This is a genomic window from Mycolicibacterium arcueilense (assembly GCF_058536225.1).
Genome location: NZ_JBZTYL010000022.1, coordinates 26,367 through 44,808, shown reverse-complemented (window position 1 = coordinate 44,808; position 18,442 = coordinate 26,367). Strand labels below are relative to the sequence as shown.

Sequence of the window (18,442 nt, the reverse complement as noted above, 5' to 3'; positions counted from 1 at the left end):
CGGCGCCGCCATAGTGGCACCCATGACGAGTTCAGATGGGCGCACCGCAGCGGTGATCGGCGCGGGACAAACCGGGGTGACGGCCGCTCTCGGGCTGCTGGACAACGGGTTTGAGGTCACCCTGTACAGCGACCGTGACCAGCGCAGTTTGCGCGACGACGTTCCGGCCACCGGCACCGCGCTGATCTTCGGGGAGGCCCAGCGGGCCGAGGAGTCGCTGGGTCTGAACACCTACCTGGCCACCGCCCCGACTTCGACCGGGGAAAGTGTGCGCGTGGTGGACGGTTCCGGTCCGGACCGGTCGGAGGAGATCGCCTTCGACGTCGACTTCGATGGCTTCGTCGGGCTTGCGGTGGATACCCGGCTCAAGGCCGATGATCGGCTCACCCTGTTCCAGCAGCGCGGTGGGCGGTTCGTGGTCGAGGCCGTCGACCCGGTGCGCCTGGACCGGATCGCTGCGAGTGTCGACCTCACGCTGGTTGCCACCGGGCGCGGTGGGTTGTCGTCTCTGTTTCCTGTCGACGCCGAGCGCTCCGCCTACGATCGGCCCCAGCGCAGTCTGTTGACGGTGACGTTGACCGGTTTACCTTACGGGCCTGAGGTTTTCGCCCATCGCAGCGGCGCAGGTGGGCGCCACAGCGCCTTGACGGTGGTCTCCGATCAGGGTGAGGCTTGGTGGGGCGGATACCTGCACAAGGATGCCGGACCGACCTGGGCGTTCCTGGGCTGGGCGCGCCCCGGCAGCGAGTGGGAGAACCGGTTCGCCGGCGCGCAGGACGCACAATCCGCACTCGACATCGTCACCGCGCTGCACCGTGACTTCATCGACTGGGATCTGCCCGAGGTCGGTGAGCTCAAGACCATCGAGACCGATCCGCACTCGTGGCTCAAAGGCGCCGTCACCCAGGTGGTGCGCGGCGGGGTGGGCCGCACCGCCGGCGGCCATCCAGTGGCCGCCCTGGGCGATACCGCCGTCACCTACGATCCGATCGCCGGCCAGGGCGCCCAAGGCGGCCTGATACAGGCCGCAGCACTGGTGAGCAAGGCAGCCGAGCACGACGGACCGTTCGACGAGGCGTGGCTGCGCAACGCATTCGAGGATTTCTATGCGGACCGGGCACGGGCCGCGCAACTGGTCACCCGCTTGTTCCTGTCCGATCCCGAGCTGGCCGAGTACGGCAACCTGTTCTTCGCGGCGGCACAGGGCAGCCCGCGGTTCGCCTCGAAACTCTATGGACTGCTGAATGATCCGAGGCCGGTCGAACGTCTCGACTCGGTGGCCGCCGCCAAGCAGCTGATCACCGAGTTCTCCGGTGAGCCGGCCGACGCGTTACTGGAGCGGTTCGTCCCCGTCGGATCCTTCCAGCGCTCCGGCCTGGTGACGCGGGCCGCCTAGCCTCAGCTGCCCAGGATCCGGCGCTTCTCCGCTTCGAACTCGGCCTCGGTCAACGCACCGGTATCACGCAGGGCAGCAATGGTTTTGATCTGTTCGATCCGGACATCCTGATCGCTGGGAACCTGGGATCCGGAATATGTGGGTGCGTACGTCGGGGTGCCGGTCGGTGTGTACGTCGTCGGGTAGCTGGGCAGCGGAGTCGCCCGCTTCCCCGAGCGGAGGCTCCACATGATCGACAGGCCGAGCGCGACAGCGGCCAGGACCGTCATCCCGATGAAGGGCCACATCACCCAGTAATAGGGGCTGCTGTGTCCGAATGTCAGCCTCGGATTCTGAGACTCGAAGACCGAGGCCTTGGCGTCGATACGGTAGGTGCCCGCCTCCTTGATGTGGGCGGTGAAGACCCGCACCGTGATTTCCCGGTTGGTCTTCGATGAACTGCTCATGGAGTCGGTGATGAGCGGTGTGGCCACTCCGGTCGGCGGCGTGATGGCCAGTTGGATCGGAGGCACCATCACCCCCTTGCCGCCCACGGTGAGGGTCGTGGCACGGTAGGCGATGTCCACGTCGCCGGCGGGCAACTCCAGACTCGCCGAGCCCGGGATCGGCACCTCGCCGTAGGCATCGTCATCTGCGATGACGAACGCGTTCACCATCACCGACGCAAAGATGCCGAGAACACCGATGACCAAGGCGATGACGGACACGATGATCGCCGTCCGCGGGGCGCCCCCTCCGTTACTCATCGCCGAAGTGTGTCATAGCCGGTCGGTGGCGGGTTACCGTCGGGGTATGCCTCGCGACGACACGGAGAGCACCGAGACCGCCCGACCGGCACGCCGGTTGGCGCTGCGCTACTGGGTGGCGCTGATCTTGGTCGCCCTGGCTGCAATCTTCGTCGCGCAGAACCGTGATCGGGTGGGTGTACACGTGCTGTGGGTGACCGTCGAGTCGCCGATGTGGTTCACCTTGGTCATCATTTTCGTCATGGGCCTACTCATCGGACTGCTGCTGCGCCGGCGACGGCGAACCTGATCATGGCCAGACCGCGCCGAACCACACCCCGCCCGCATACCGCCGGAATGAGTTCGGCGATCAAGCTTCTCGAGCTCGCGGCGCACACGGTACCGATCCCGGCGGCGCCTCAACCCGTCGTCATCGCCGACTACGGGGCCGGCACCGCGCACAATTCGATGCAACCGATCAACGCCGCCATCGCCGCGGTGCGCAGCCGCACCCGACCCGAGCACTCGATTCTGGTGACACACACCGATGTCGCCGACAACGACTTCTCCACGATGTTCCGGATCCTGGAGGAGGATCCGGAGTCCTATCGGCACCGAGATTCGGCCACCTTCAGTTCGGCGATCGGCCGGTCGTTCTACAGCCAGATCCTGCCGTCGAACAGCGTGCACCTGGGCTGGTCGGCCTGGGCGGTAGCGCGACTGAGCACGGTGCCGATGCCGGTCGCCGACCACGTCGTCGCGGCCTACAGCAACGACGAGCGGGTGCGCGCTGCCTATGTCAGGCAGGCAGCTCATGATTGGCACGAGTTCATCGCTTTCCGCGGCCGCGAACTGTGTCCGGGTGGTCGCCTGGTGGTGTTGACGACCGCAGTGGACGATGACGGTGATTTGGGCTATCGCCCGCTGTTCCGCGCCGTCGTCGGGGCGCTGACCGAGTTGATCGCCACCGGTGTGGTGAGCGCCGAGGAGGCGACGCGCATGTCGTTGCCGATCGCGGGACGGCGTGCCGCGGATTTCACCGCACCGTTCGCGCCGTCGGGGCGGTTCGAGCGGCTGGAGATCCAGCACGTCGAACTGATCGACGCGGAGGACCGAATCTTCAACGCCTACCGCAGTGACAAGGACGCAGGCGCTTTCGGCACCCGCTGGGCCGATTTCCTCAGGTTCACGGCATTCGCCGATCTGGGGGCGACACTAGAAGGTGGACCCGACCGGTTGCCGGTGTTCTACGACCGGCTGCATGCGTGCATCGCGGCACGGTTGTCCGCCGAGCCCGAGGAGATGCGCATTCCGATCGCCGCGGTGGTGTTGGAGAAACGCCGGCCGAGCCAGTGATCACACCGGCGACCAGGCCGGTAGAGCCGCGTCGATCAGATGCGGTCCCGGCTCCGACAGCGCCGCGCGGAACTGGTCGGCAAGCTCGTCGGCGGTGGTGGCCCGGGTAGCCGGAACTCCGAATCCCTGCGCTATCGAGGCGAAGTCGATATCCGGCCGGCTCAGGTCGAGCAGTGAGCGCGACCGTTCCCCGTTGGCCTGAGTCCCCACCCGCAACAACTCGAGCTGCAGGATGGCGTAGGCGTGGTTGTTCAGGATCACCACGGTGACGTCGAGTTGCTCGCGAGCCATCGTCCACAGGGCCGAAATGGTGTATGCGGCACTGCCATCAGACTGCAGGGCGATCACCGGTCGGTCCGGCGCGGCGATCGCGGCTCCCACCGCGACCGGCAAGCCCTGTCCGATGGCACCGCCGGTCAGGGTGAGGACATCGTGGCGCGGCGCGAACGCGGTGGCTGCCGGCAGGAACACGCCGCTGGTGTTGGCCTCGTCGGAGATGATCGCGTTTTCAGGCAATAGCGCCGCGATCACCTGCGCCAGATTCTGTGGGTTGAGTGGGCCGGTGGGCAACTCGGTCGGGCCGGGCGGCGGCGGGGCGGGTAGCGTTCCACCCAATTCGTCTGCCAGTGCGGCCAATTCATGGACCGACAGCCCACACACCTCGGCACCTTCGGGTACCAGCACACTCGGCTTGCCCGGGTAGGCGAAAAACGACACCGGCGATTTCGCACCGACCAACACCAGATGCGTTGCCCCGGAGAGTTGTTGGGTGGCCTGCTCGGCCAGGTAGCCGAGTCGCTCAATGGGCGGCACGCCCTGTCCGCGGGCCAGCCGGGCCGGAAAAGTCTCGACCAGCACGCGCGCCCCGGTTGCCGCACCGATCCGCGCCGCTGCCCGTAGACCGTCCGCGTGGGTCGCAGCACCGCCCAGCAACACCACCGCACGCTCCCCCTGGGTGCGCAGCAACTCGGCGGCGCCGGCGACATCCATCAGGCCGGCCGGTCCGTCGCCAACTGGATGTCCGATACCTGTGTCGGGCAAGGGGTTCTGCGGCGCGCTGCCCCAGGAATAGTCGGCAGGCAGGACCAGGGTGGCGACACGTCCGGGTGTGCCAGTCGCGCTCTGCACCGCAGCGTGCACGGCAGCATCGAGGTCGGCGGCTGATTCAGGCCGGTGCACCGAACCGCCTGTCCAGTACCCGAGCGCACCGATGTCCGATTCGAGCGGCGCGTCGAGTGGTTGGTGGTAGGTCGCATGATCGCCGACGACGTTGACCACCGGGGTGAACGCGCGCCGGGCGTTGTGCAGGTTGGCCAGACCGTTGGCCATCCCTGGGCCGAGGTGTAGCAGGGTCGCCGCGGGAGTGCCGGCGATGCGGGCATAGCCGTCGGCTGCTCCGGTGGCGACGCCTTCGAACAGACACAGCACCGGACGCATGGCCGGAGCGGCATCCAGCTCGGCAACGAAATGCATCTCCGAGGTGCCCGGGTTGGCGAAGCACACGTCGACGCCCTCGGCGAGCAGGCGGTTCACCACCACTTCGGCGCCGGTGCTCATGAGACGCTCCGCGCGCCATTTTCAGTTTTCTGCCCGCCGTTGTGCACCCGTCCATATTGGTCGGCAGCCGCTCGGGATGCCACCGCGAGATCTTGACTGATTATCAGTCAGTCTGGCACCGTGGGTCTACATCGTCTACATCCCAACGGGCTGAGCGGAGCCAGACATGCGACACCGCGGAATCCACCTTTCCGGCAAGAAGGCGGTGATCACCGGGGCATCGAGCGGGATCGGACGCGAGCTGGCCCTGGCCCTGGCGCAGCGGGGAGCGACGCTGGCGCTCGCGGCCCGCCGCAAGGATCTGCTCGACGCCCTCGCCGACGAGATTTCGGGCACGGGAGTGCCCCGCCCCGCCGTGCTCCCCGTCGATCTGGCCATACCCGGTTCCGCGGTCGAACTCGGCCGCCGGGCCCTGGATGCACTCGGCACGGTGGACATCGCGGTCAACAATGCCGGTACCAACCTGACCGGAGCACAATCGCTCGTGGCCGACTCGGCTGCTGCCCGGGCCGTCTTCGAAGTCAATGTCTGGTCCCCGCTGGCGCTCACCTCCGCACTGCTGCCGGCCATGCGGGCAGCCGATTCCGGCGTGATCGTCAATGTCACCTCCACTGTTCAGGCCGTGCCGATCCCCCTGCTCGGCTATTACTCCGCATCCAAAGCCGCCCTGGCCCAGGCGACGAAGTCACTGCGGCTGGAGCTGGCCGGAACCGGCATCCGGGTGTTGGAGGTGGTGCCCGGTGCGACCGACACAGCACTGCGCGACATCGATGAGCTGCCGTGGAAAACCACCCCGCCGCCGACATTGCCGCCGGTGGCGCCCGCGTCCATCGCCGCGGCCATCGTCCGCGGGCTGGATCGCGGCGCCCGACGGGTCGTTCATCCACGATATTCGCTTCTCCCCCTGGAGGTTCCAGCCTTGGGCCGGATGCTCGCCACAGTGGGCGGTCGGCGGGTCGATACCCGCGGCGCACTGGCCGGGCCAATTCGGTGAACGCGCAAGCCAAGTCAACCGACCGCCGGCAGCTCATCATCGATGCGGCGCGGAGACTTTTCGCGACCAAGCCCTACGACCAGGTCACCACCGCGCAGGTCGCCAAGGATGCCGGTGTGGCCTACGGCCTGATCGCCCACCACTTCGACCACAAACGCGGGCTGTACCTGGCAGTGATGAACGAAATCGCGGAGGAGATCGCCGCGGTTCAGACCGCCGCCGCACCGCCGGGTGCGAGCCTGGCAGACCAGCTACGCCATGCCCTGCGCAGCCACATCACCCACATCGATTCGTACTCGGACAGTTTCGTCGCGCTGCTGCACGGCGCGTTGGGCGCCGATCCCGAACATCAGTCGGCCGTCGAACACCTCCGATGGTTGGGTTCGCAACGCATTCTGTCGGCCCTGGGTATCGCCGAGCCCGTAGCGCCCACCCTGCGCACCGCCATGCACGGTTGGATCGGATTCCTCGACGAGATGATGATCGACCGCATCACCCACCGCGATGTGGACATCGAGGTCCTGGTCGACCTCGCCGCCGCCGCGTTGGCCGTTACGTTGCGTACCGCAACCACTCTCGACCCCGCCATCACCTACACCTCGGAGGCGACGGCGGCCATCGACGCGATCACGCGAGGCTGAGCGGCAACGTCACTCTTGCTCGGCTGACAGAGGTCCGGACCGCAAGTCTTGTCAGGCGCAACTGACGAGATTCCTCAGCAAACGCACCCTCCGATGGGTTCGCGCGTATTACGATGCGCTTACTTACGATCGCGTCAATTCAAGATCACAAGGGGGTTCACATGTTTCGTGCCTTCATGGTCGCGGCGGCCATCATCGGCGGCGCCATCGGTGTAGCCCCTATGGCACAGGCCGACCCACCGTATCGATACTGCAAGGACGCCTACGCGGACGGCAAGTTCAACATGACTACCGACGATCCCGGCTATGCCGCCCACCTCGATCGCGACGGCGACGGCATCGCCTGCGAGAAGAAGTCCTGACCCACCGTGGCATCGACGATCGCGATCCGCGTTGTCGGTGTCGTAGTGTGCCTGTTCGCTTTCCTCACCCCTCCGCTGGTCTCGGCCGACCCCGTCGCGACGACAGCAGAAGTATTGCGAGTGGTCGACGGCGACACCATCGACATCCGTGACGACGTGCGGGGTCGGCTTCGCGTGCGAATCCTGGGCATCGACACGCCTGAAACCAAGAAGCCTGGCTACACCGTCGGTTGCTGGGGCCCGGAGGCGACGGAGTTCGCGAGGTCGAACATGGTCGGACAACGGGTGGCGCTTCAGCCCGATCCGACTCAAGACAGGACGGATCGATATGGGCGCACTTATCTGCACTAGTCAATCCGTTCACCGGGGCCGGTCATCAGTCGGAGTCTTTGGAGCCTTCGAGGGCGCGGCTGAGCTGTTGATGTGGGACAGCTCTAGCTGGATGGTCGGTGAGTTCGCCTCGGGTTACGTGGGTTTGCGGGCGGTGAGGCGTTCGACGAGGCCGAGTTTGAAGCGTTCGACGCGTTCGATGTCGAGGTTGGGGTCGTTGCGGATGTGGTTGAGGGGGCGGCGCAGGAAGTGTTCGCCGCCGAGGGGAACGGTGAACAGTTCGAGGAAGCGTTGCACGGCTCGGGCGGGGGCGACGCTGCTGCGGATGTGATCGACCAGGATGAGTTGTCCGCCGGGGCGCAGGACGCGGGTCATTTCGTTGAGGGCTTTGGTGTGGTCGGGGATGGCGCAGAGCCCGAAGGTGCAGACGACGGTGTCGAAGGTGGCGTCGTCGAACGGTAGGTGGTGGGCGTCGGCTTGTTGCAGCGTGGCGGGGTGGCCGAGGTCGGCGGCACGTTGACGAGCCAGGTCGAGCATCTGTTCGCTCCAGTCGATCCCGGTCAGCGTGACGGTGTCGGGGTAGAACTCGAGGTTGAGGCCGGTGCCGACGGCGACTTCCAGGGTGGTGCCGGCCGCTTGGCTGCAGACCCATTGGCGGGAGTCGCCGAACAGGTGGCGGTCAAAGAATCCGATTTCGCGGTCGTAGGTACGGGATTTCTTGTCCCAGTATCGGTTCCATCGGGCGGTGCGATCACCGGTGGCCATGGTTCACCTCGATTCGAGTCGGCCAGTCAGACGATTCGGGTGCGTCCGATGTGGGGAACAAACCGGCCGACCGTCTCACAGTAGTCCCGGTAGGCCTGGCCGTGGATAGCGTTGAGATAGGGCTCTTCGACGACGCGGACCTGCAGCTCGATGGTGGCCAGCAGCACGACGAACGCGACCAGGGCGAGCGGGTTGGGGGTCATCAGGGTGATGCCGGCGGCGAAGATCAGCATCGCGGTGAAGATGGGGTTGCGCACCAGCCCGAACACACCACGGAGCACCAATGTGGTGGTCTCACTGGGGTCGACGCCAATCCGCCAGGACTCGCCCATGTCGCGCTGGGCGTAGAGGGTGGCCGCGATACCCGCCACCGCCAGCACCGTCCCGCCCACCTGAATCCACGGCGCCTGCAGGAGCGCGATCGGGGTGAGGATGCCGAGCAGTTGCAGCAGCGGTGCGGCCGCCCCGGCGAGGATGGCAGCGATGAATCCGGCGCCGGCGAACCATTCCAGCGAGCCAGGCCGGCCGTGGATGCCGCGAAACCCGGTCGAGCCGGTGCGGCGGTGCTGGGTCCAGCTGCGCCAGCCGAACCCTAAGACGGCAAAGACCAGGTAGAGAACGAGCGCGGTGGCGGGCATGGGTGAACCTCCTGGCCGGACTGAGATGAGTGTCGATGTGGAGAGGGGCGGTCAAGCCGATGGATGCGGCAGGCCGCGCCTAGTTCTCGGCGAGCGCTTGATCGAAGGCCTGGGCTAGGTCTTCATAGCTGTGTGGCTGGATGCGGGTGTCGTTGAGGAAGAAGGTCGGGGTGCCCTGCACGCCCAAGGCGCGGCCGTCGGCCATGTCGAGTTGGATGCGTTCGAGGGTGGCGGGATTGGCGTAGGCCGCGTCGAACTCGGCCATGTCCAGGCCGAGTTCTGTTGCGAATCCGCGGAATACGTCATCGGCTGGGGTTTGCTTTTCACCCCACTGGGCTTGGGTGTCATACATTTTGCGATACATCGCCTCCAGTTGGCCTTGCTGGGCGGCGGCTTCCACCGCGCGGGCGGCCCGCTCGGCGTTGACGTGGGCTTGCAGCGGGAAGTAGCGGATCACGAAATTCACCCGGTCGCCGTATTCGGCCCGCGCTTTTTCGATCTCTGGGTAGACCGCGCGGCAGCCCTCGCATTCGAAGTCGAGAAACTCCACGAACGTCACCGTGCTGTCGGGCACCGTGTTGAGTCGGTGGCTGTTCTCGCGCACCACCTGCCCGGCCTCGCCGGTATCGGGCTGTGCCGTGGTGGTCGAGTCGCGGTCGCGCACTGACAGGTAGACCAGCGCCCCGATCGCCATGGCGGCGATGACGAACGCGGTGAGCAGGATGCGGCTGGTGCGCGCCATTCAGATACCTCTTTTGTGGGCGTGGACGATCTGGAACGGGGCGGCCCAGCTGCGCGCGGGCAGATGGGTGGTGACGGCCAGTCCGTGTGCGGTGAATGCGTCGGCCAGGCCGGTGCCCAGGACGTCGCGGGCGTGGGGTCGTTCGGCGAGCCGCATGTAGGTCTCGAAGATGGTGCGGGCGGTGGGTGGTGGGTCGAGGTCGATGGCGATGACCTGGCCGGCGAGACGTAGAACGCGGATGGCTTCGTCGATGGCGCGGTGGCGGATGTCGGTGGGCAGTTCGTGCCAGCCGAACACGCTCATCACCACGTCGAAGGTGTCATTGCCGAACGGCAGTGCGGCGGCGTCACCTTCATGCAGCGCCACGGTACCGATCCCGGCGCGGGTGAGGTAGCGGCGGCCGACGGCCAGCATTTCCGGGGAGATGTCGAGGCAATCCACTCGTGTGCTCGGGGATTTGCGGGCGAGCAGGCGGGCGGCGTAGCCGGTGCCGCCGCACAGTTCGAGCACTCGTTTCGGTTTCTGGTCGGCGACGAGCTGGGCGAGCCGGTCATGGGGTCGGCCGGGGATGAACCGGTTGCCGGCTTCGAACAGCGGTCCGGCCAGGGCGAATTTGAGCCGGTTGCGGCCCCAGGGGCGGCTCATGTCGGCTGCCGTTCACTGGCGGTGACCGGGAGTGTCGATGTGTAAGTGCTTGGGGTGGTGGTGAATTGGTGGGCGCAGTCGGTCGAGCAGAACCACCAATCCCGGTCCTGGTAGCGGCGTCGCGCCCGGGCGGTTTCCGGGTTGATCCGCATGCCGCAGACCGGGTCGCGGGGGTAGCGGGCCTCGGTCAGGGCCAGCGTGTGTAGCGGAATCGGGGTGGTGATGCTGCGCAGCGGCGGAGCACCGATCGCTGGGGTGGACAGGCCTTGTCGGGTAGCGGCAGCCGCGATCGGGTCGGTGATCACGGCGTGGCCGGCCCCGGCGAGTGCGGTGATGCGGGCGGCGATGTTGACGGTGTGGCCGAACACGTCGCCGCCGCGGGCGATGACGGGTCCGTGATGGATTCCGGCGCGCAGCGCCAGGAACCCGTCCTCGCCGGCGACCTGCTCTGCCAGGTCGGTGAGGGTGGCCAGCATCTGGGTGGGTGTGTCGGCGGTCAACATGACCGCGTCCCCGATCGTCTTCACCAGCCTCACGCCCGGTTGTAGTGCAGCCTGTGCCAGGTCGGCAAGCCGCGCGGCGAGCTGGGCGGCTTCGTGGTCGCCGCAGATTTCGGTGAGGATGCTGTAGCCGGCCAGGTCGACAAACGCCGCCGTCGCCTCGACCGTGTCGAAGTCAGGTGTAGTGTCGGGCAGCATCATTGGTCTCATCTCTGGTGCGGCCGAGCCACGGTAGGAAGCGCCCCACTCGGGTGGTGTAGTCGCGGTAGGTGTGGCCGTGGACGCGGCGCAGGTAGGGCTCTTCCACTTCGCGCACCTGCAGCTGGATGCCGGCGATCGCGATCAGCAGGCCGGCGATCGCTATCGGGTTGGGCACCATCAGCGTCAGGCCGGTCAGGGTGAGCAGCAGTGTGGTGAAGATCGGGTTGCGCACAATCGCGAACGGGCCGCCGGTGACCAGCTCGGTGCGTTCGGTCTCATCAACCCCGATCCGCCACGAGGCCCCCAACCCCAGCTGGGCCTGCAAGGTCAGCCCGATGCCCACCACCGCAACCGCGATCCCAGTCGCATGAACCAGCAGATGGTCGGCGAAACGCAGTGGGGCGAGCCCGGCCAGGGCCGCCGCTGGGGCGCCGACGCCGACCAGCAGATAGCCCACGTCGGCGAGCGCGAGCGCCCACCATTCCAGGGTGCCGTCGGGCCGCCAACCCCGCCGGTTGCCGCTGTCGCCGATGCGGGCCAGCTGGATCCGGCGCCGACAGGCCCCGATCACCAGCATCAACATCGCGAACAGGCCCAGTGCAGTCAGTGCCATCGCCTGCTCCTTCCCGGTCGGCCCGTCCCCGCCCTGCGTCCTCATCCATCGGGTTGTATCGATGTTGGCGGGGTTGACCGATCAATAGTGTTGGACGCTATCATCGTCGTGTGGCGATGAAAAGTGGTTCGGTCGATCCCGCGATGTGCGGGAATGTGGATGCGGCGACGGCGTTGTTTCACAGCCTCTCGGATGGCACCCGGTTGGCGATCCTGCGCCGGCTGGCGGTCGGTGAGGCGCGGGTGGTGGATCTGACCGGCGAGTTGGGGTTGGCGCAGTCGACGGTGTCGGCGCATCTGGCGTGCCTGCGCGACTGCGGGCTGGTGGATTTCCGGCCGCAGGGCCGCGCCTCGGTGTATCGGCTGGCCCGCCCGGAACTACTGGACATGTTGCGGGCCGCCGAAGCTGTCTTGGAGGCCACCGGCAACGCGGTGGCGTTGTGCCCCAACTACGGCCACCCGACTGAGCGGAAGAAGGTTGCGCGATGAGTGAGGCGTGCGGCTGCGGCAGCGACGACCGCCCCGGCGAGGACGAGCAGGAACCCGAACGGCTTTGGGAGATCACCGAACTGCGCGCCGCCGCGGTGGCGGGCGTGGTGCTTTTGGCCGGCTATGTGGTCGGCTGGTCCGGCGGCCCCCATGCGGTCGAAATCGGCCTGTATGCGCTCGCCTTGGTGATCGGTGCCTACACGTTCGTGCCTTCGACGCTGCGCCGGCTGGCGCAGGGCAAGATCGGGGTCGGCACGCTGATGACGATCGCCGCGGTCGGCGCGGTGATCCTCGGCGAGGTCGGCGAGGCCGCCATGCTGGCGTTCCTGTTCTCCATCAGCGAGGGCCTCGAAGAATACTCCCTCGCCCGCACCCGCCGAGGTCTGCGGGCGTTGTTGTCGCTGGTGCCCGATGAGGCCACCGTGCTCCGCGACGGTACCGAAACCACCATCGCCCCAGCAGAGTTGGCGGTGGGTGACCGGATGCTGGTCAAGCCCGGCGAACGCGTCGCCACCGACGGCACGATCGTGTCGGGGCGCACGGCGCTGGATGTTTCGGCCATCACCGGCGAATCCGTGCCGGTAGAGGCCGGGCCCGGTGATGAGGTGTTCGCCGGGTCGATCAACGGCACCAGCGTGCTGGAGGTTGAGGTCACGTCCACTGCTGCTGACAACTCGTTGGCCCGCATCGTGGCGATCGTGGAGGCCGAGCAGTCCCGCAAGGGCGAAGCCCAGCGCCTGGCCGACCGCATCGCCAAACCCCTGGTCCCCGCGATCATGATCGCCGCGGTCCTCATCGCCGCCATCGGCAGCGTGTTGGGCGATCCGCTGGTGTGGATCGAACGTGCCCTGGTGGTGTTGGTGGCGGCCTCTCCTTGCGCGCTGGCGATCTCGGTGCCGGTCACGGTGGTCGCCGCGATCGGCGCGGCTAGCAAGCTCGGTGTCTTGGTCAAGGGCGGGGCGGCGCTGGAAGCCCTGGGCGCGGTCCGCACGATCGCGCTGGACAAGACAGGCACCCTGACCGCCAACGCACCCACCGTCATCGACGTCGCCACCACCAACGGCGCCACCCGCGAGCACGTGCTGGATGTGGCGGCGGCGTTGGAGGCCCGCAGCGAACACCCCCTCGCGGCAGCGATTCTCGCCGCCGCGCAGGGCCCCGTGCAACCGGCTGATGACGTGCAGGCGGTCACCGGTGCCGGGTTGACCGGCGCGCGGGATGGCCGTCGATTGCGGCTGGGCCGCCCCGGCTGGCTTGACCCCGGCCCGCTGGCCGGCCAGGTCGCGGCCATGCAGGCCGCCGGCGCCACCGCCGTGCTCATCGAAGACAACGACCAGATCATCGGGGCAGTCGCGGTGCGCGATGAGCTGCGGCCCGAAGCCGCCCACGTCGTCGCCCAGCTGCGCCGCGGCGGGTATCAGGTGGCCATGCTCACCGGTGACAACCAAGCGACCGCCCACGCATTGGCCAAGCAGGTGGGCATCGAGGTCGTGCATGCCGATCTGCGGCCCGAAGACAAAGCCGCGCTAATTGGTCAAATGCGCCAACGTTCCTCGACGGCCATGGTCGGTGACGGCGTCAACGACGCCCCGGCCCTGGCCACTGCCGATTTGGGTATCGCCATGGGCGCGATGGGCACCGACGTGGCCATCGAAACCGCCGACGTCGCGCTGATGGGTGAAGACCTGCGCCACCTCACCCAAGCACTGGCCCACGCGCGGCGCGCGAGGCGGATCATGCTGCAAAACGTCGGCCTCTCACTGGCATTGATTACGGTGCTCATTCCGCTCGCCCTCACCGGTGTCCTCGGGCTGGCCGCGGTCGTCGCGGTGCACGAACTCGCCGAAATCGTCGTCATCGCCAACGGCGTGCGCGCCGGACGCACCAAGCCCCTCGGGGGCACCATCATCGAAACCGGAACCGACTCCCACCGGCTGGCCCACACCCGCAACCAGAAGACCACGGCAGCCAGCTGAACTCGGGGCCGCAACATCGGGGTAAGACCCCGGATCGATCACGTCAACGGCGTCGCACTCCGAAGCGCCGCCAGCACGCGATCCCTGGTCGGAAGGTCCAATCGGCACGCATCAGCTGCCAGCTCAGTGCCCGGCTTCATGACATCCATACCATCAACGAGCACTGTTGGCGATGGATATCCACCGACCCTTTCCACCACCACATCTTCAGCGATATCAACCTCAGACAGACACTCGGCGAGCAAGCGCCGAGCCGCCGCTGCATTCGGACATCCCGGGCTCGTGAGAAGTTCCACACGCATACATCTAGCTTCGCTCAATACGCGCGTTGGATCGGGATGGCTGGCCGGTGGGTGGTGTGATCGCGGTGGAAAGGTTGGCGGCCAAGGCCTGGACGCGCGTGGTGATGTCGTCGCGGATGATTCGCATGCGGTCGATTCCGTCGATGCCGCGCAAGGAGGGTTCGTCGGTATCCCACCGCTGGATGGTGACGCCGGGACAGTACTCGTCGAGGTGGGCTTGGCTGCCGACGATGACGACCAGGTCGGCGTCGTCGAGCATCTGCGCGGTGAGTTGGGCGGGCTGATGGTCGCTGATGTCGACGCCGACTTCTGCCAAGGCTTGTACCGAGAGGTCGTTGACGGCGGTCTTGGCGCGGGTGCCCGCCGAGCTGACGTGGATGGTCGGTCCGGCGATCTGGCGCATGAGCCCGGCGGCCATGACCGATTTTCCGGCGTTACTGACGCAGACGAACAACACTGATGTGTCAGCCATATTCGGTGTGTTCCCTTGAGGTTTTCGCGGCTACCGGGTGACGGGCACGTTCAGGTCGGCCAACAAACGGTGGACGCGTTCTTCGATGTCGTCGCGGATCGGGCGGACGGCGTCGAGGCCCTGGCCGGCGGGGTCGGGCAGTTCCCAGTTCTCGTAGCGTTTCCCGGGGAAGATCGGGCAGGCGTCCCCGCAGCCCATGGTGATGACGACGTCGGCCGCCTGCACAATTTCGTCGGTCCAGGGTTTGGGGTATTCGCCAGTGATGTCGATACCGACTTCGTGCATGGCAGCGATCGCGGCGGGGTTGATCTCGTTGCCGGGTTCGGATCCACCGGACCAGGCGACGGCCCGGTCACCGGCCAGGTGGGTGAAGTAGCCCAGCGCCATCTGCGAGCGGCCGGCGTTGTGGGTGCACAGGAACAACACGGTCGGTTTGCCGTCGCTGATCTTTCCTTCCACTCTCGCCAGGGCGTGCAGGCGTTGGCGGGCGAACCGTTCGGCCAACAGCGGCAGGAAGTTCGGAATGGTGGCCCGGCCGGCGAACTGGTCGTAGGACGAATGCAAGAACCGTTCGATGGTTTCGGTACCGAAGGTGCCATCGAACTCACCGCCCAGCCGGGTCGCCGCGGTTTTCAGGGCGAGTTGCTGGTCGATGGACAGATCGTGGCGAAGCTCGTGGGTGACGGGGCTGTCAGTCATGGATTGGGTTCCGTTCTCGTCGTCGAGCCGTCGGCAGGAAGGTGTTGGGAGGTGTGGTGGTGGAACCGGTTGCGCAACGCCAAGGACACGTAGACCAACCCGACCAGGACCGGGACTTCGATCAACGGGCCGACGACGCCGGCCAGGGCTTGGCCGGAGGTGGCGCCGTAGGTGGCGATCGCGACGGCGATGGCGAGTTCGAAGTTGTTGCCCGCGGCGGTGAACGCCAGGGTGGTGGTGCGCTCATAACCGAGATCGAGCATGGTGCCGAGCAGGTAGCCTCCGCCCCACATGATCGCGAAGTACGCTAGTAGCGGCAGGGCGATGCGGGCGACGTCGAACGGTTGGTGGGTGATCTGGTCGCCTTGCAGCGCAAAGAGAATCACGATAGTGAACAGCAGCCCGTAGAGCGCCCACGGCCCGATCCGGGGCAGGAACTTGGCCTCGTACCAGTCACGGCCCTTGGTTTTCTCGCCGAGCCGGCGCGACAGGTAGCCGGCCAGCAGCGGGATGCCCAGAAATATGAGCACGGACTTGGCGATCTGCCACGGGGAGGTGTCGATGGTGGTCTGTTCCAGGCCGAGCCAGCCGGGCAGCACCGACAGATAGAACCAGCCCAGCAGGGCGAACATGATGACCTGGAAGATCGAGTTGAGCGCCACGAGGACGGCGGCGGCTTCCCGGTCGCCGCAGGCCAGGTCGTTCCAGATGATGACCATGGCGATGCAGCGGGCCAGGCCGACGATGATCAGGCCGGTCCGGTATTCGGGCAGGTCGGGCAGCAGCAGCCACGCGAGCGCGAACATCAGCGCGGGGCCGAGCACCCAGTTCAGGACCAGTGAGGACAGCAGCAGCTTGCGGTCGCCGGTGACGGTGTCGAGGCGGTCGTAGCGGACCTTGGCCAGCACCGGGTACATCATGATGAGCAGGCCAAGAGCGATGGGTAGTGAAATCCCGTCCAGCTGAACGCTTTCCAGCGCGGTGTTCAAGCCGGGAACCCAGCGGCCCAGCAGCAACCCGGCGACCATCGCCGCGCCGATCCACAGCGGCAGGAACCGATCCAGGGTGGAGAGCTTGCCCACGACCGCTGGGGCCGGGGTGGTGGTGTCGGTCATGCCGACACCCCGGCGGCTGCGTCAATGCCGAACAGGACGGCGAGGCTGGCCAGCGCGTCGGGCACCACGGCGTAGTACACCCAGGAGGCCCGGCGCTGTGAGGTCAGTAGCCCGGCGTCGCGCAGCACTTTGAGGTGGTGGCTGATGGTCGGTTGTGACACCTCGATGTCGGCGGAGATGTCGCAGACGCAGGCCTCACCACCGGCGTGGCTGGCGATCGCGGAGAACAGCTGCAGGCGTACCGGATCGGCCAGCGCTTTGAGTTTGACCGCCATGTCCGCCGCGTCCGCGGCGGTAAGGGGTTCGCGCAGCAGCGCCCCGGGTGGGCAGCACGCGTCCCCGTCGGTCAACGACTCCTGCGACTTCGACATACATCAATATTGACGGATATCGAAGTTGTTGGCAAATGAAACGTCAGGTGAAGGTGAGTTGGGCGGCGTGGAAGTCGAAGTGGCGCCCGGGGTAGCGGTAGACGTCTTCCAGCGTCATGTAGTCGGAGAAGAACGGATCCCATCCCGGCGGGAAATGCATGCCGCGCCGCAGGGTGTCGTCGGTCTCGCGGGCGAGCCGGTGTTGCAGTGAGTCGATGACCCGGTCGAGTTTGGCGCCCATCCTGCGCCGGTTGTAGACCATGGCGGCGGCGCATGATCCGTAGTAGTTGATTTGATGAAACGGCGTGGTCGCGGCGTTGAGCAACCGGGCGTATGCCCCGCTGACGCGGTCAGGTAGTCGGCCCATCACCCGCACCAGGGGCAGCAGCCGCTGCACGACCACGTAGCCGAACACCATGTGGAACAGCAATTGTTCGTTGGTCCACCGGGTTCCGCGCGTCGGCGCATCCCAGTCGTCGGGGCCGGCGGCCGCCAGTAGCTGGTGGAACGTGACACGCGCGCGCTCCAGATCGGCAGCGATGGCATCGCGGTCCATGCCCCGATCATGCGCCTGCCGCGGCCATGTGACCACGGCCGCGGCAGGTGCGATCGGCTAGCAACAGGACGCTGCGGCGGGGTCAGCCTCCTTGGAGGCTCCGCCGCAACACACCCCACCCTCGCCGTCGGCGGAATCGTCGAGGTGCTGTGGGCTGGTGCCGAAGGTGTCGGAGTCGGCCAGCACCGTGTAGACCTCCCATTTCTCTCCGGCCGGCCCGGTCACCCAGACCTTGTCCTGGGTGGCGAAGCAACACGTGGTGCCGATCTCCTCATCGGTGAACAGCCCCTCGCCGGTCAGGCGGGCGATCTCGGCGTGCACCTTGTCGCTGGATTGGACCTCGACGCCGAGGTGGTTGATGGTGCCGCCCTTACCGGGATTTTCCAGCAGCACCAGCTTCAGCGGCGGCTCGGCGACGGCGAAGTTGGCATAGCCGGGCTTGACCTTGGCGGGGTCGACGCCGAACAGTTTGGTGTAGAACGTGATCGCCTCGTCGAGGTCATCGACGTTGAGGGCGAGTTGCATACGGGACATGATGGACCTCCCACTAGGGATGAGACATATATCGAACTGGCGCGTCGACCTCAGGATGCCACCTTTTTGATATATGTCAAGACAGGTGGCAGGATGGGGTCATGCCCAAAGCGCTGCCCGTGATCGACATGTCCGCCCCGGTGTGCTGCGCCCCGGTCGCCGCGGGCCCGATCAGCGACGCCGATGCCCTGCAGGTCGCGATGCGGCTCAAGGCGCTCGCCGACCCGGTGCGGGTCAAGATGATGTCGCTGCTGTTCAGCTCACGCCCCGGCGAAGAGACCAGCGGCGATCTGGCCGCGGTGCTCGACCTGAGTGAATCCACCGTCAGCCACCACCTGGGCCAGCTCCGCAAAGCCGGGCTGGTGATCTCCGACCGGCGCGGCATGAACGTCTTTCACCGCGTCAAACCCGAAGCCCTGCAGGCACTCTGCGTCGTCCTCGACCCCAACTGCTGCACCTAGCTG

At 66.8% G+C, this 18,442-nt stretch carries 23 protein-coding genes and 1 pseudogene; 10 read left to right on the top strand and 14 right to left on the bottom strand.

Going from position 1 to position 18,442, the window contains the following annotated elements; genetic code table 11:
- Positions 1-22 precede the first annotated feature (22 nt).
- Positions 23-1,396 (top strand): styrene monooxygenase/indole monooxygenase family protein, encoded by a 1,374-nt coding sequence (locus AC4LGL_RS21290; protein ID WP_491840503.1) that lies wholly within the window; start codon positions 23-25, stop codon positions 1,394-1,396.
- A gap of 2 nt (positions 1,397-1,398) precedes the next feature.
- On the opposite strand, the gene AC4LGL_RS21285 is transcribed toward AC4LGL_RS21290, so the two are convergent.
- On the bottom strand, positions 1,399-2,142 hold the full coding sequence (locus AC4LGL_RS21285) for an SHOCT domain-containing protein (RefSeq protein ID WP_491840502.1): 744 nt from the start codon (positions 2,140-2,142) through the stop codon (positions 1,399-1,401).
- 46 nt (positions 2,143-2,188) lie between these two features.
- On the opposite strand from AC4LGL_RS21285, the gene AC4LGL_RS21280 reads away from it, so the two are divergent.
- Both AC4LGL_RS21280 and AC4LGL_RS21275 read left to right on the top strand, forming a co-directional pair.
- Entirely contained in the window at positions 2,189-2,431 is a 243-nt protein-coding gene (locus tag AC4LGL_RS21280) for an LPXTG cell wall anchor domain-containing protein (protein WP_491840501.1), read from the top strand.
- A gap of 47 nt (positions 2,432-2,478) precedes the next feature.
- The gene (locus AC4LGL_RS21275) at positions 2,479-3,477 is read left to right on the top strand and encodes a class I SAM-dependent methyltransferase (protein ID WP_491840500.1); all 999 of its coding nucleotides are present in this window, start codon (positions 2,479-2,481) and stop codon (positions 3,475-3,477) included.
- Here the strand turns inward: AC4LGL_RS21275 and AC4LGL_RS21270 are convergent, their stop codons facing one another.
- The gene (locus tag AC4LGL_RS21270) at positions 3,478-5,034 is read right to left on the bottom strand and encodes an acetolactate synthase large subunit (RefSeq protein ID WP_491840499.1); all 1,557 of its coding nucleotides are present in this window, start codon (positions 5,032-5,034) and stop codon (positions 3,478-3,480) included. It lies immediately after the preceding gene.
- A gap of 166 nt (positions 5,035-5,200) precedes the next feature.
- Here AC4LGL_RS21270 and AC4LGL_RS21265 point away from each other — a divergent pair, with 166 nt between their 5' ends.
- The 4 genes from AC4LGL_RS21265 to AC4LGL_RS21250 all read left to right on the top strand — a co-directional run bounded on the left by AC4LGL_RS21265 (position 5,201) and on the right by AC4LGL_RS21250 (position 7,382).
- Complete coding sequence (locus AC4LGL_RS21265; protein ID WP_491840498.1) at positions 5,201-6,028, top strand: SDR family NAD(P)-dependent oxidoreductase; 828 nt, start codon at positions 5,201-5,203, stop codon at positions 6,026-6,028.
- Positions 6,025-6,669, top strand: coding sequence for a TetR/AcrR family transcriptional regulator (locus tag AC4LGL_RS21260; RefSeq protein ID WP_491840497.1), 645 nt, complete (start codon positions 6,025-6,027; stop codon positions 6,667-6,669). Before AC4LGL_RS21265 ends, AC4LGL_RS21260 begins: the two co-directional genes overlap by 4 nt.
- A 161-nt stretch (positions 6,670-6,830) precedes the next feature.
- Positions 6,831-7,031 (top strand): excalibur calcium-binding domain-containing protein, encoded by a 201-nt coding sequence (locus AC4LGL_RS21255; RefSeq protein ID WP_491840496.1) that lies wholly within the window; start codon positions 6,831-6,833, stop codon positions 7,029-7,031.
- Positions 7,032-7,037: 6 nt separating this feature from the next.
- Positions 7,038-7,382 carry a thermonuclease family protein gene (locus AC4LGL_RS21250; protein WP_491840495.1) on the top strand — a complete coding sequence of 115 codons (345 nt, stop codon included), beginning with the start codon at positions 7,038-7,040 and terminating at the stop codon, positions 7,380-7,382.
- Positions 7,383-7,496: 114 nt separating this feature from the next.
- Here the strand turns inward: AC4LGL_RS21250 and AC4LGL_RS21245 are convergent, their stop codons facing one another.
- From AC4LGL_RS21245 to AC4LGL_RS21220, 6 genes are all read right to left on the bottom strand, one after another.
- Complete coding sequence (locus AC4LGL_RS21245; RefSeq protein WP_067774115.1) at positions 7,497-8,126, bottom strand: class I SAM-dependent methyltransferase; 630 nt, start codon at positions 8,124-8,126, stop codon at positions 7,497-7,499.
- A 26-nt stretch (positions 8,127-8,152) separates the two neighbouring features.
- The gene (locus tag AC4LGL_RS21240; RefSeq protein ID WP_006246593.1) at positions 8,153-8,764 is read right to left on the bottom strand and encodes a methyltransferase family protein; all 612 of its coding nucleotides are present in this window, start codon (positions 8,762-8,764) and stop codon (positions 8,153-8,155) included.
- 79 nt (positions 8,765-8,843) lie between these two features.
- A complete protein-coding gene (locus AC4LGL_RS21235) occupies positions 8,844-9,506 on the bottom strand; it encodes a DsbA family protein (protein WP_006246592.1) in 663 nt (220 codons plus the stop codon).
- Positions 9,507-10,151, bottom strand: a complete 645-nt coding sequence (locus tag AC4LGL_RS21230) for a class I SAM-dependent methyltransferase (RefSeq protein ID WP_006246591.1) — start codon at positions 10,149-10,151, stop codon at positions 9,507-9,509. It abuts the gene before it with no gap.
- On the bottom strand, positions 10,148-10,852 hold the full coding sequence (locus AC4LGL_RS21225; protein WP_006246590.1) for an adenylate/guanylate cyclase domain-containing protein: 705 nt from the start codon (positions 10,850-10,852) through the stop codon (positions 10,148-10,150). Before AC4LGL_RS21225 ends, AC4LGL_RS21230 begins: the two co-directional genes overlap by 4 nt.
- A complete protein-coding gene (locus AC4LGL_RS21220) occupies positions 10,827-11,465 on the bottom strand; it encodes a methyltransferase family protein (protein ID WP_006246589.1) in 639 nt (212 codons plus the stop codon). Before AC4LGL_RS21220 ends, AC4LGL_RS21225 begins: the two co-directional genes overlap by 26 nt.
- Before the next feature lie 116 nt (positions 11,466-11,581).
- On the opposite strand from AC4LGL_RS21220, the gene AC4LGL_RS21215 reads away from it, so the two are divergent.
- Together AC4LGL_RS21215 and AC4LGL_RS21210 are read left to right on the top strand one after the other, a co-directional pair.
- Positions 11,582-11,953 (top strand): ArsR/SmtB family transcription factor, encoded by a 372-nt coding sequence (locus AC4LGL_RS21215; protein WP_050982640.1) that lies wholly within the window; start codon positions 11,582-11,584, stop codon positions 11,951-11,953.
- Positions 11,950-13,929, top strand: coding sequence for a heavy metal translocating P-type ATPase (locus tag AC4LGL_RS21210; RefSeq protein WP_084032479.1), 1,980 nt, complete (start codon positions 11,950-11,952; stop codon positions 13,927-13,929). The genes AC4LGL_RS21215 and AC4LGL_RS21210 overlap by 4 nt, the downstream gene beginning before the upstream one ends.
- Before the next feature lie 306 nt (positions 13,930-14,235).
- On the opposite strand, the gene AC4LGL_RS21205 is transcribed toward AC4LGL_RS21210, so the two are convergent.
- From AC4LGL_RS21205 to AC4LGL_RS21180, 6 genes and pseudogenes are all read right to left on the bottom strand, one after another.
- The gene (locus AC4LGL_RS21205) at positions 14,236-14,703 is read right to left on the bottom strand and encodes an arsenate-mycothiol transferase ArsC (RefSeq protein WP_006246586.1); all 468 of its coding nucleotides are present in this window, start codon (positions 14,701-14,703) and stop codon (positions 14,236-14,238) included.
- Between the two features lie 30 nt (positions 14,704-14,733).
- On the bottom strand, positions 14,734-15,402 hold the full coding sequence (locus AC4LGL_RS21200; RefSeq protein WP_013470140.1) for an arsenate reductase ArsC: 669 nt from the start codon (positions 15,400-15,402) through the stop codon (positions 14,734-14,736).
- A 41-nt stretch (positions 15,403-15,443) separates the two neighbouring features.
- Positions 15,444-16,517: pseudogene (gene arsB, locus AC4LGL_RS21195) on the bottom strand (ACR3 family arsenite efflux transporter); the annotation flags it as partial.
- A complete protein-coding gene (locus AC4LGL_RS21190) occupies positions 16,514-16,888 on the bottom strand; it encodes an ArsR/SmtB family transcription factor (protein WP_003887763.1) in 375 nt (124 codons plus the stop codon). The pseudogene arsB and the gene AC4LGL_RS21190, both read right to left, overlap by 4 nt.
- A 43-nt stretch (positions 16,889-16,931) precedes the next feature.
- Positions 16,932-17,444 carry a DinB family protein gene (locus tag AC4LGL_RS21185; RefSeq protein WP_099962890.1) on the bottom strand — a complete coding sequence of 171 codons (513 nt, stop codon included), beginning with the start codon at positions 17,442-17,444 and terminating at the stop codon, positions 16,932-16,934.
- A gap of 57 nt (positions 17,445-17,501) precedes the next feature.
- Positions 17,502-17,978, bottom strand: coding sequence for an ArsI/CadI family heavy metal resistance metalloenzyme (locus AC4LGL_RS21180; protein ID WP_013470142.1), 477 nt, complete (start codon positions 17,976-17,978; stop codon positions 17,502-17,504).
- Positions 17,979-18,079: 101 nt separating this feature from the next.
- On the opposite strand from AC4LGL_RS21180, the gene AC4LGL_RS21175 reads away from it, so the two are divergent.
- A complete protein-coding gene (locus AC4LGL_RS21175) occupies positions 18,080-18,439 on the top strand; it encodes an Rv2640c family ArsR-like transcriptional regulator (RefSeq protein ID WP_003887760.1) in 360 nt (119 codons plus the stop codon).
- The last annotated feature ends 3 nt before the right edge of the window (positions 18,440-18,442 follow it).

Excerpts from the sequence above, each read along its gene's own strand:
- AC4LGL_RS21290 (WP_491840503.1), top strand. The coding sequence starts at position 23 with ATGACGAGTTCAGATGGGCGCACCGCAGCGGTGATCGGCGCGGGACAA.
- AC4LGL_RS21285 (WP_491840502.1), bottom strand. The coding sequence starts at position 2,142 with ATGAGTAACGGAGGGGGCGCCCCGCGGACGGCGATCATCGTGTCCGTC.
- AC4LGL_RS21280 (WP_491840501.1), top strand. The coding sequence starts at position 2,189 with ATGCCTCGCGACGACACGGAGAGCACCGAGACCGCCCGACCGGCACGC.
- AC4LGL_RS21275 (WP_491840500.1), top strand. The coding sequence starts at position 2,479 with ATGAGTTCGGCGATCAAGCTTCTCGAGCTCGCGGCGCACACGGTACCG.
- AC4LGL_RS21270 (WP_491840499.1), bottom strand. The coding sequence starts at position 5,034 with ATGAGCACCGGCGCCGAAGTGGTGGTGAACCGCCTGCTCGCCGAGGGC.
- AC4LGL_RS21265 (WP_491840498.1), top strand. The coding sequence starts at position 5,201 with ATGCGACACCGCGGAATCCACCTTTCCGGCAAGAAGGCGGTGATCACC.
- AC4LGL_RS21255 (WP_491840496.1), top strand. The coding sequence starts at position 6,831 with ATGTTTCGTGCCTTCATGGTCGCGGCGGCCATCATCGGCGGCGCCATC.
- AC4LGL_RS21245 (WP_067774115.1), bottom strand. The coding sequence starts at position 8,126 with ATGGCCACCGGTGATCGCACCGCCCGATGGAACCGATACTGGGACAAG.
- AC4LGL_RS21240 (WP_006246593.1), bottom strand. The coding sequence starts at position 8,764 with ATGCCCGCCACCGCGCTCGTTCTCTACCTGGTCTTTGCCGTCTTAGGG.
- AC4LGL_RS21235 (WP_006246592.1), bottom strand. The coding sequence starts at position 9,506 with ATGGCGCGCACCAGCCGCATCCTGCTCACCGCGTTCGTCATCGCCGCC.
- AC4LGL_RS21230 (WP_006246591.1), bottom strand. The coding sequence starts at position 10,151 with ATGAGCCGCCCCTGGGGCCGCAACCGGCTCAAATTCGCCCTGGCCGGA.
- AC4LGL_RS21225 (WP_006246590.1), bottom strand. The coding sequence starts at position 10,852 with ATGATGCTGCCCGACACTACACCTGACTTCGACACGGTCGAGGCGACG.
- AC4LGL_RS21220 (WP_006246589.1), bottom strand. The coding sequence starts at position 11,465 with ATGGCACTGACTGCACTGGGCCTGTTCGCGATGTTGATGCTGGTGATC.
- AC4LGL_RS21215 (WP_050982640.1), top strand. The coding sequence starts at position 11,582 with ATGAAAAGTGGTTCGGTCGATCCCGCGATGTGCGGGAATGTGGATGCG.
- AC4LGL_RS21210 (WP_084032479.1), top strand. The coding sequence starts at position 11,950 with ATGAGTGAGGCGTGCGGCTGCGGCAGCGACGACCGCCCCGGCGAGGAC.
- AC4LGL_RS21205 (WP_006246586.1), bottom strand. The coding sequence starts at position 14,703 with ATGGCTGACACATCAGTGTTGTTCGTCTGCGTCAGTAACGCCGGAAAA.
- AC4LGL_RS21200 (WP_013470140.1), bottom strand. The coding sequence starts at position 15,402 with ATGACTGACAGCCCCGTCACCCACGAGCTTCGCCACGATCTGTCCATC.
- AC4LGL_RS21190 (WP_003887763.1), bottom strand. The coding sequence starts at position 16,888 with ATGTCGAAGTCGCAGGAGTCGTTGACCGACGGGGACGCGTGCTGCCCA.
- AC4LGL_RS21185 (WP_099962890.1), bottom strand. The coding sequence starts at position 17,444 with ATGGACCGCGATGCCATCGCTGCCGATCTGGAGCGCGCGCGTGTCACG.
- AC4LGL_RS21180 (WP_013470142.1), bottom strand. The coding sequence starts at position 17,978 with ATGTCCCGTATGCAACTCGCCCTCAACGTCGATGACCTCGACGAGGCG.
- AC4LGL_RS21175 (WP_003887760.1), top strand. The coding sequence starts at position 18,080 with ATGCCCAAAGCGCTGCCCGTGATCGACATGTCCGCCCCGGTGTGCTGC.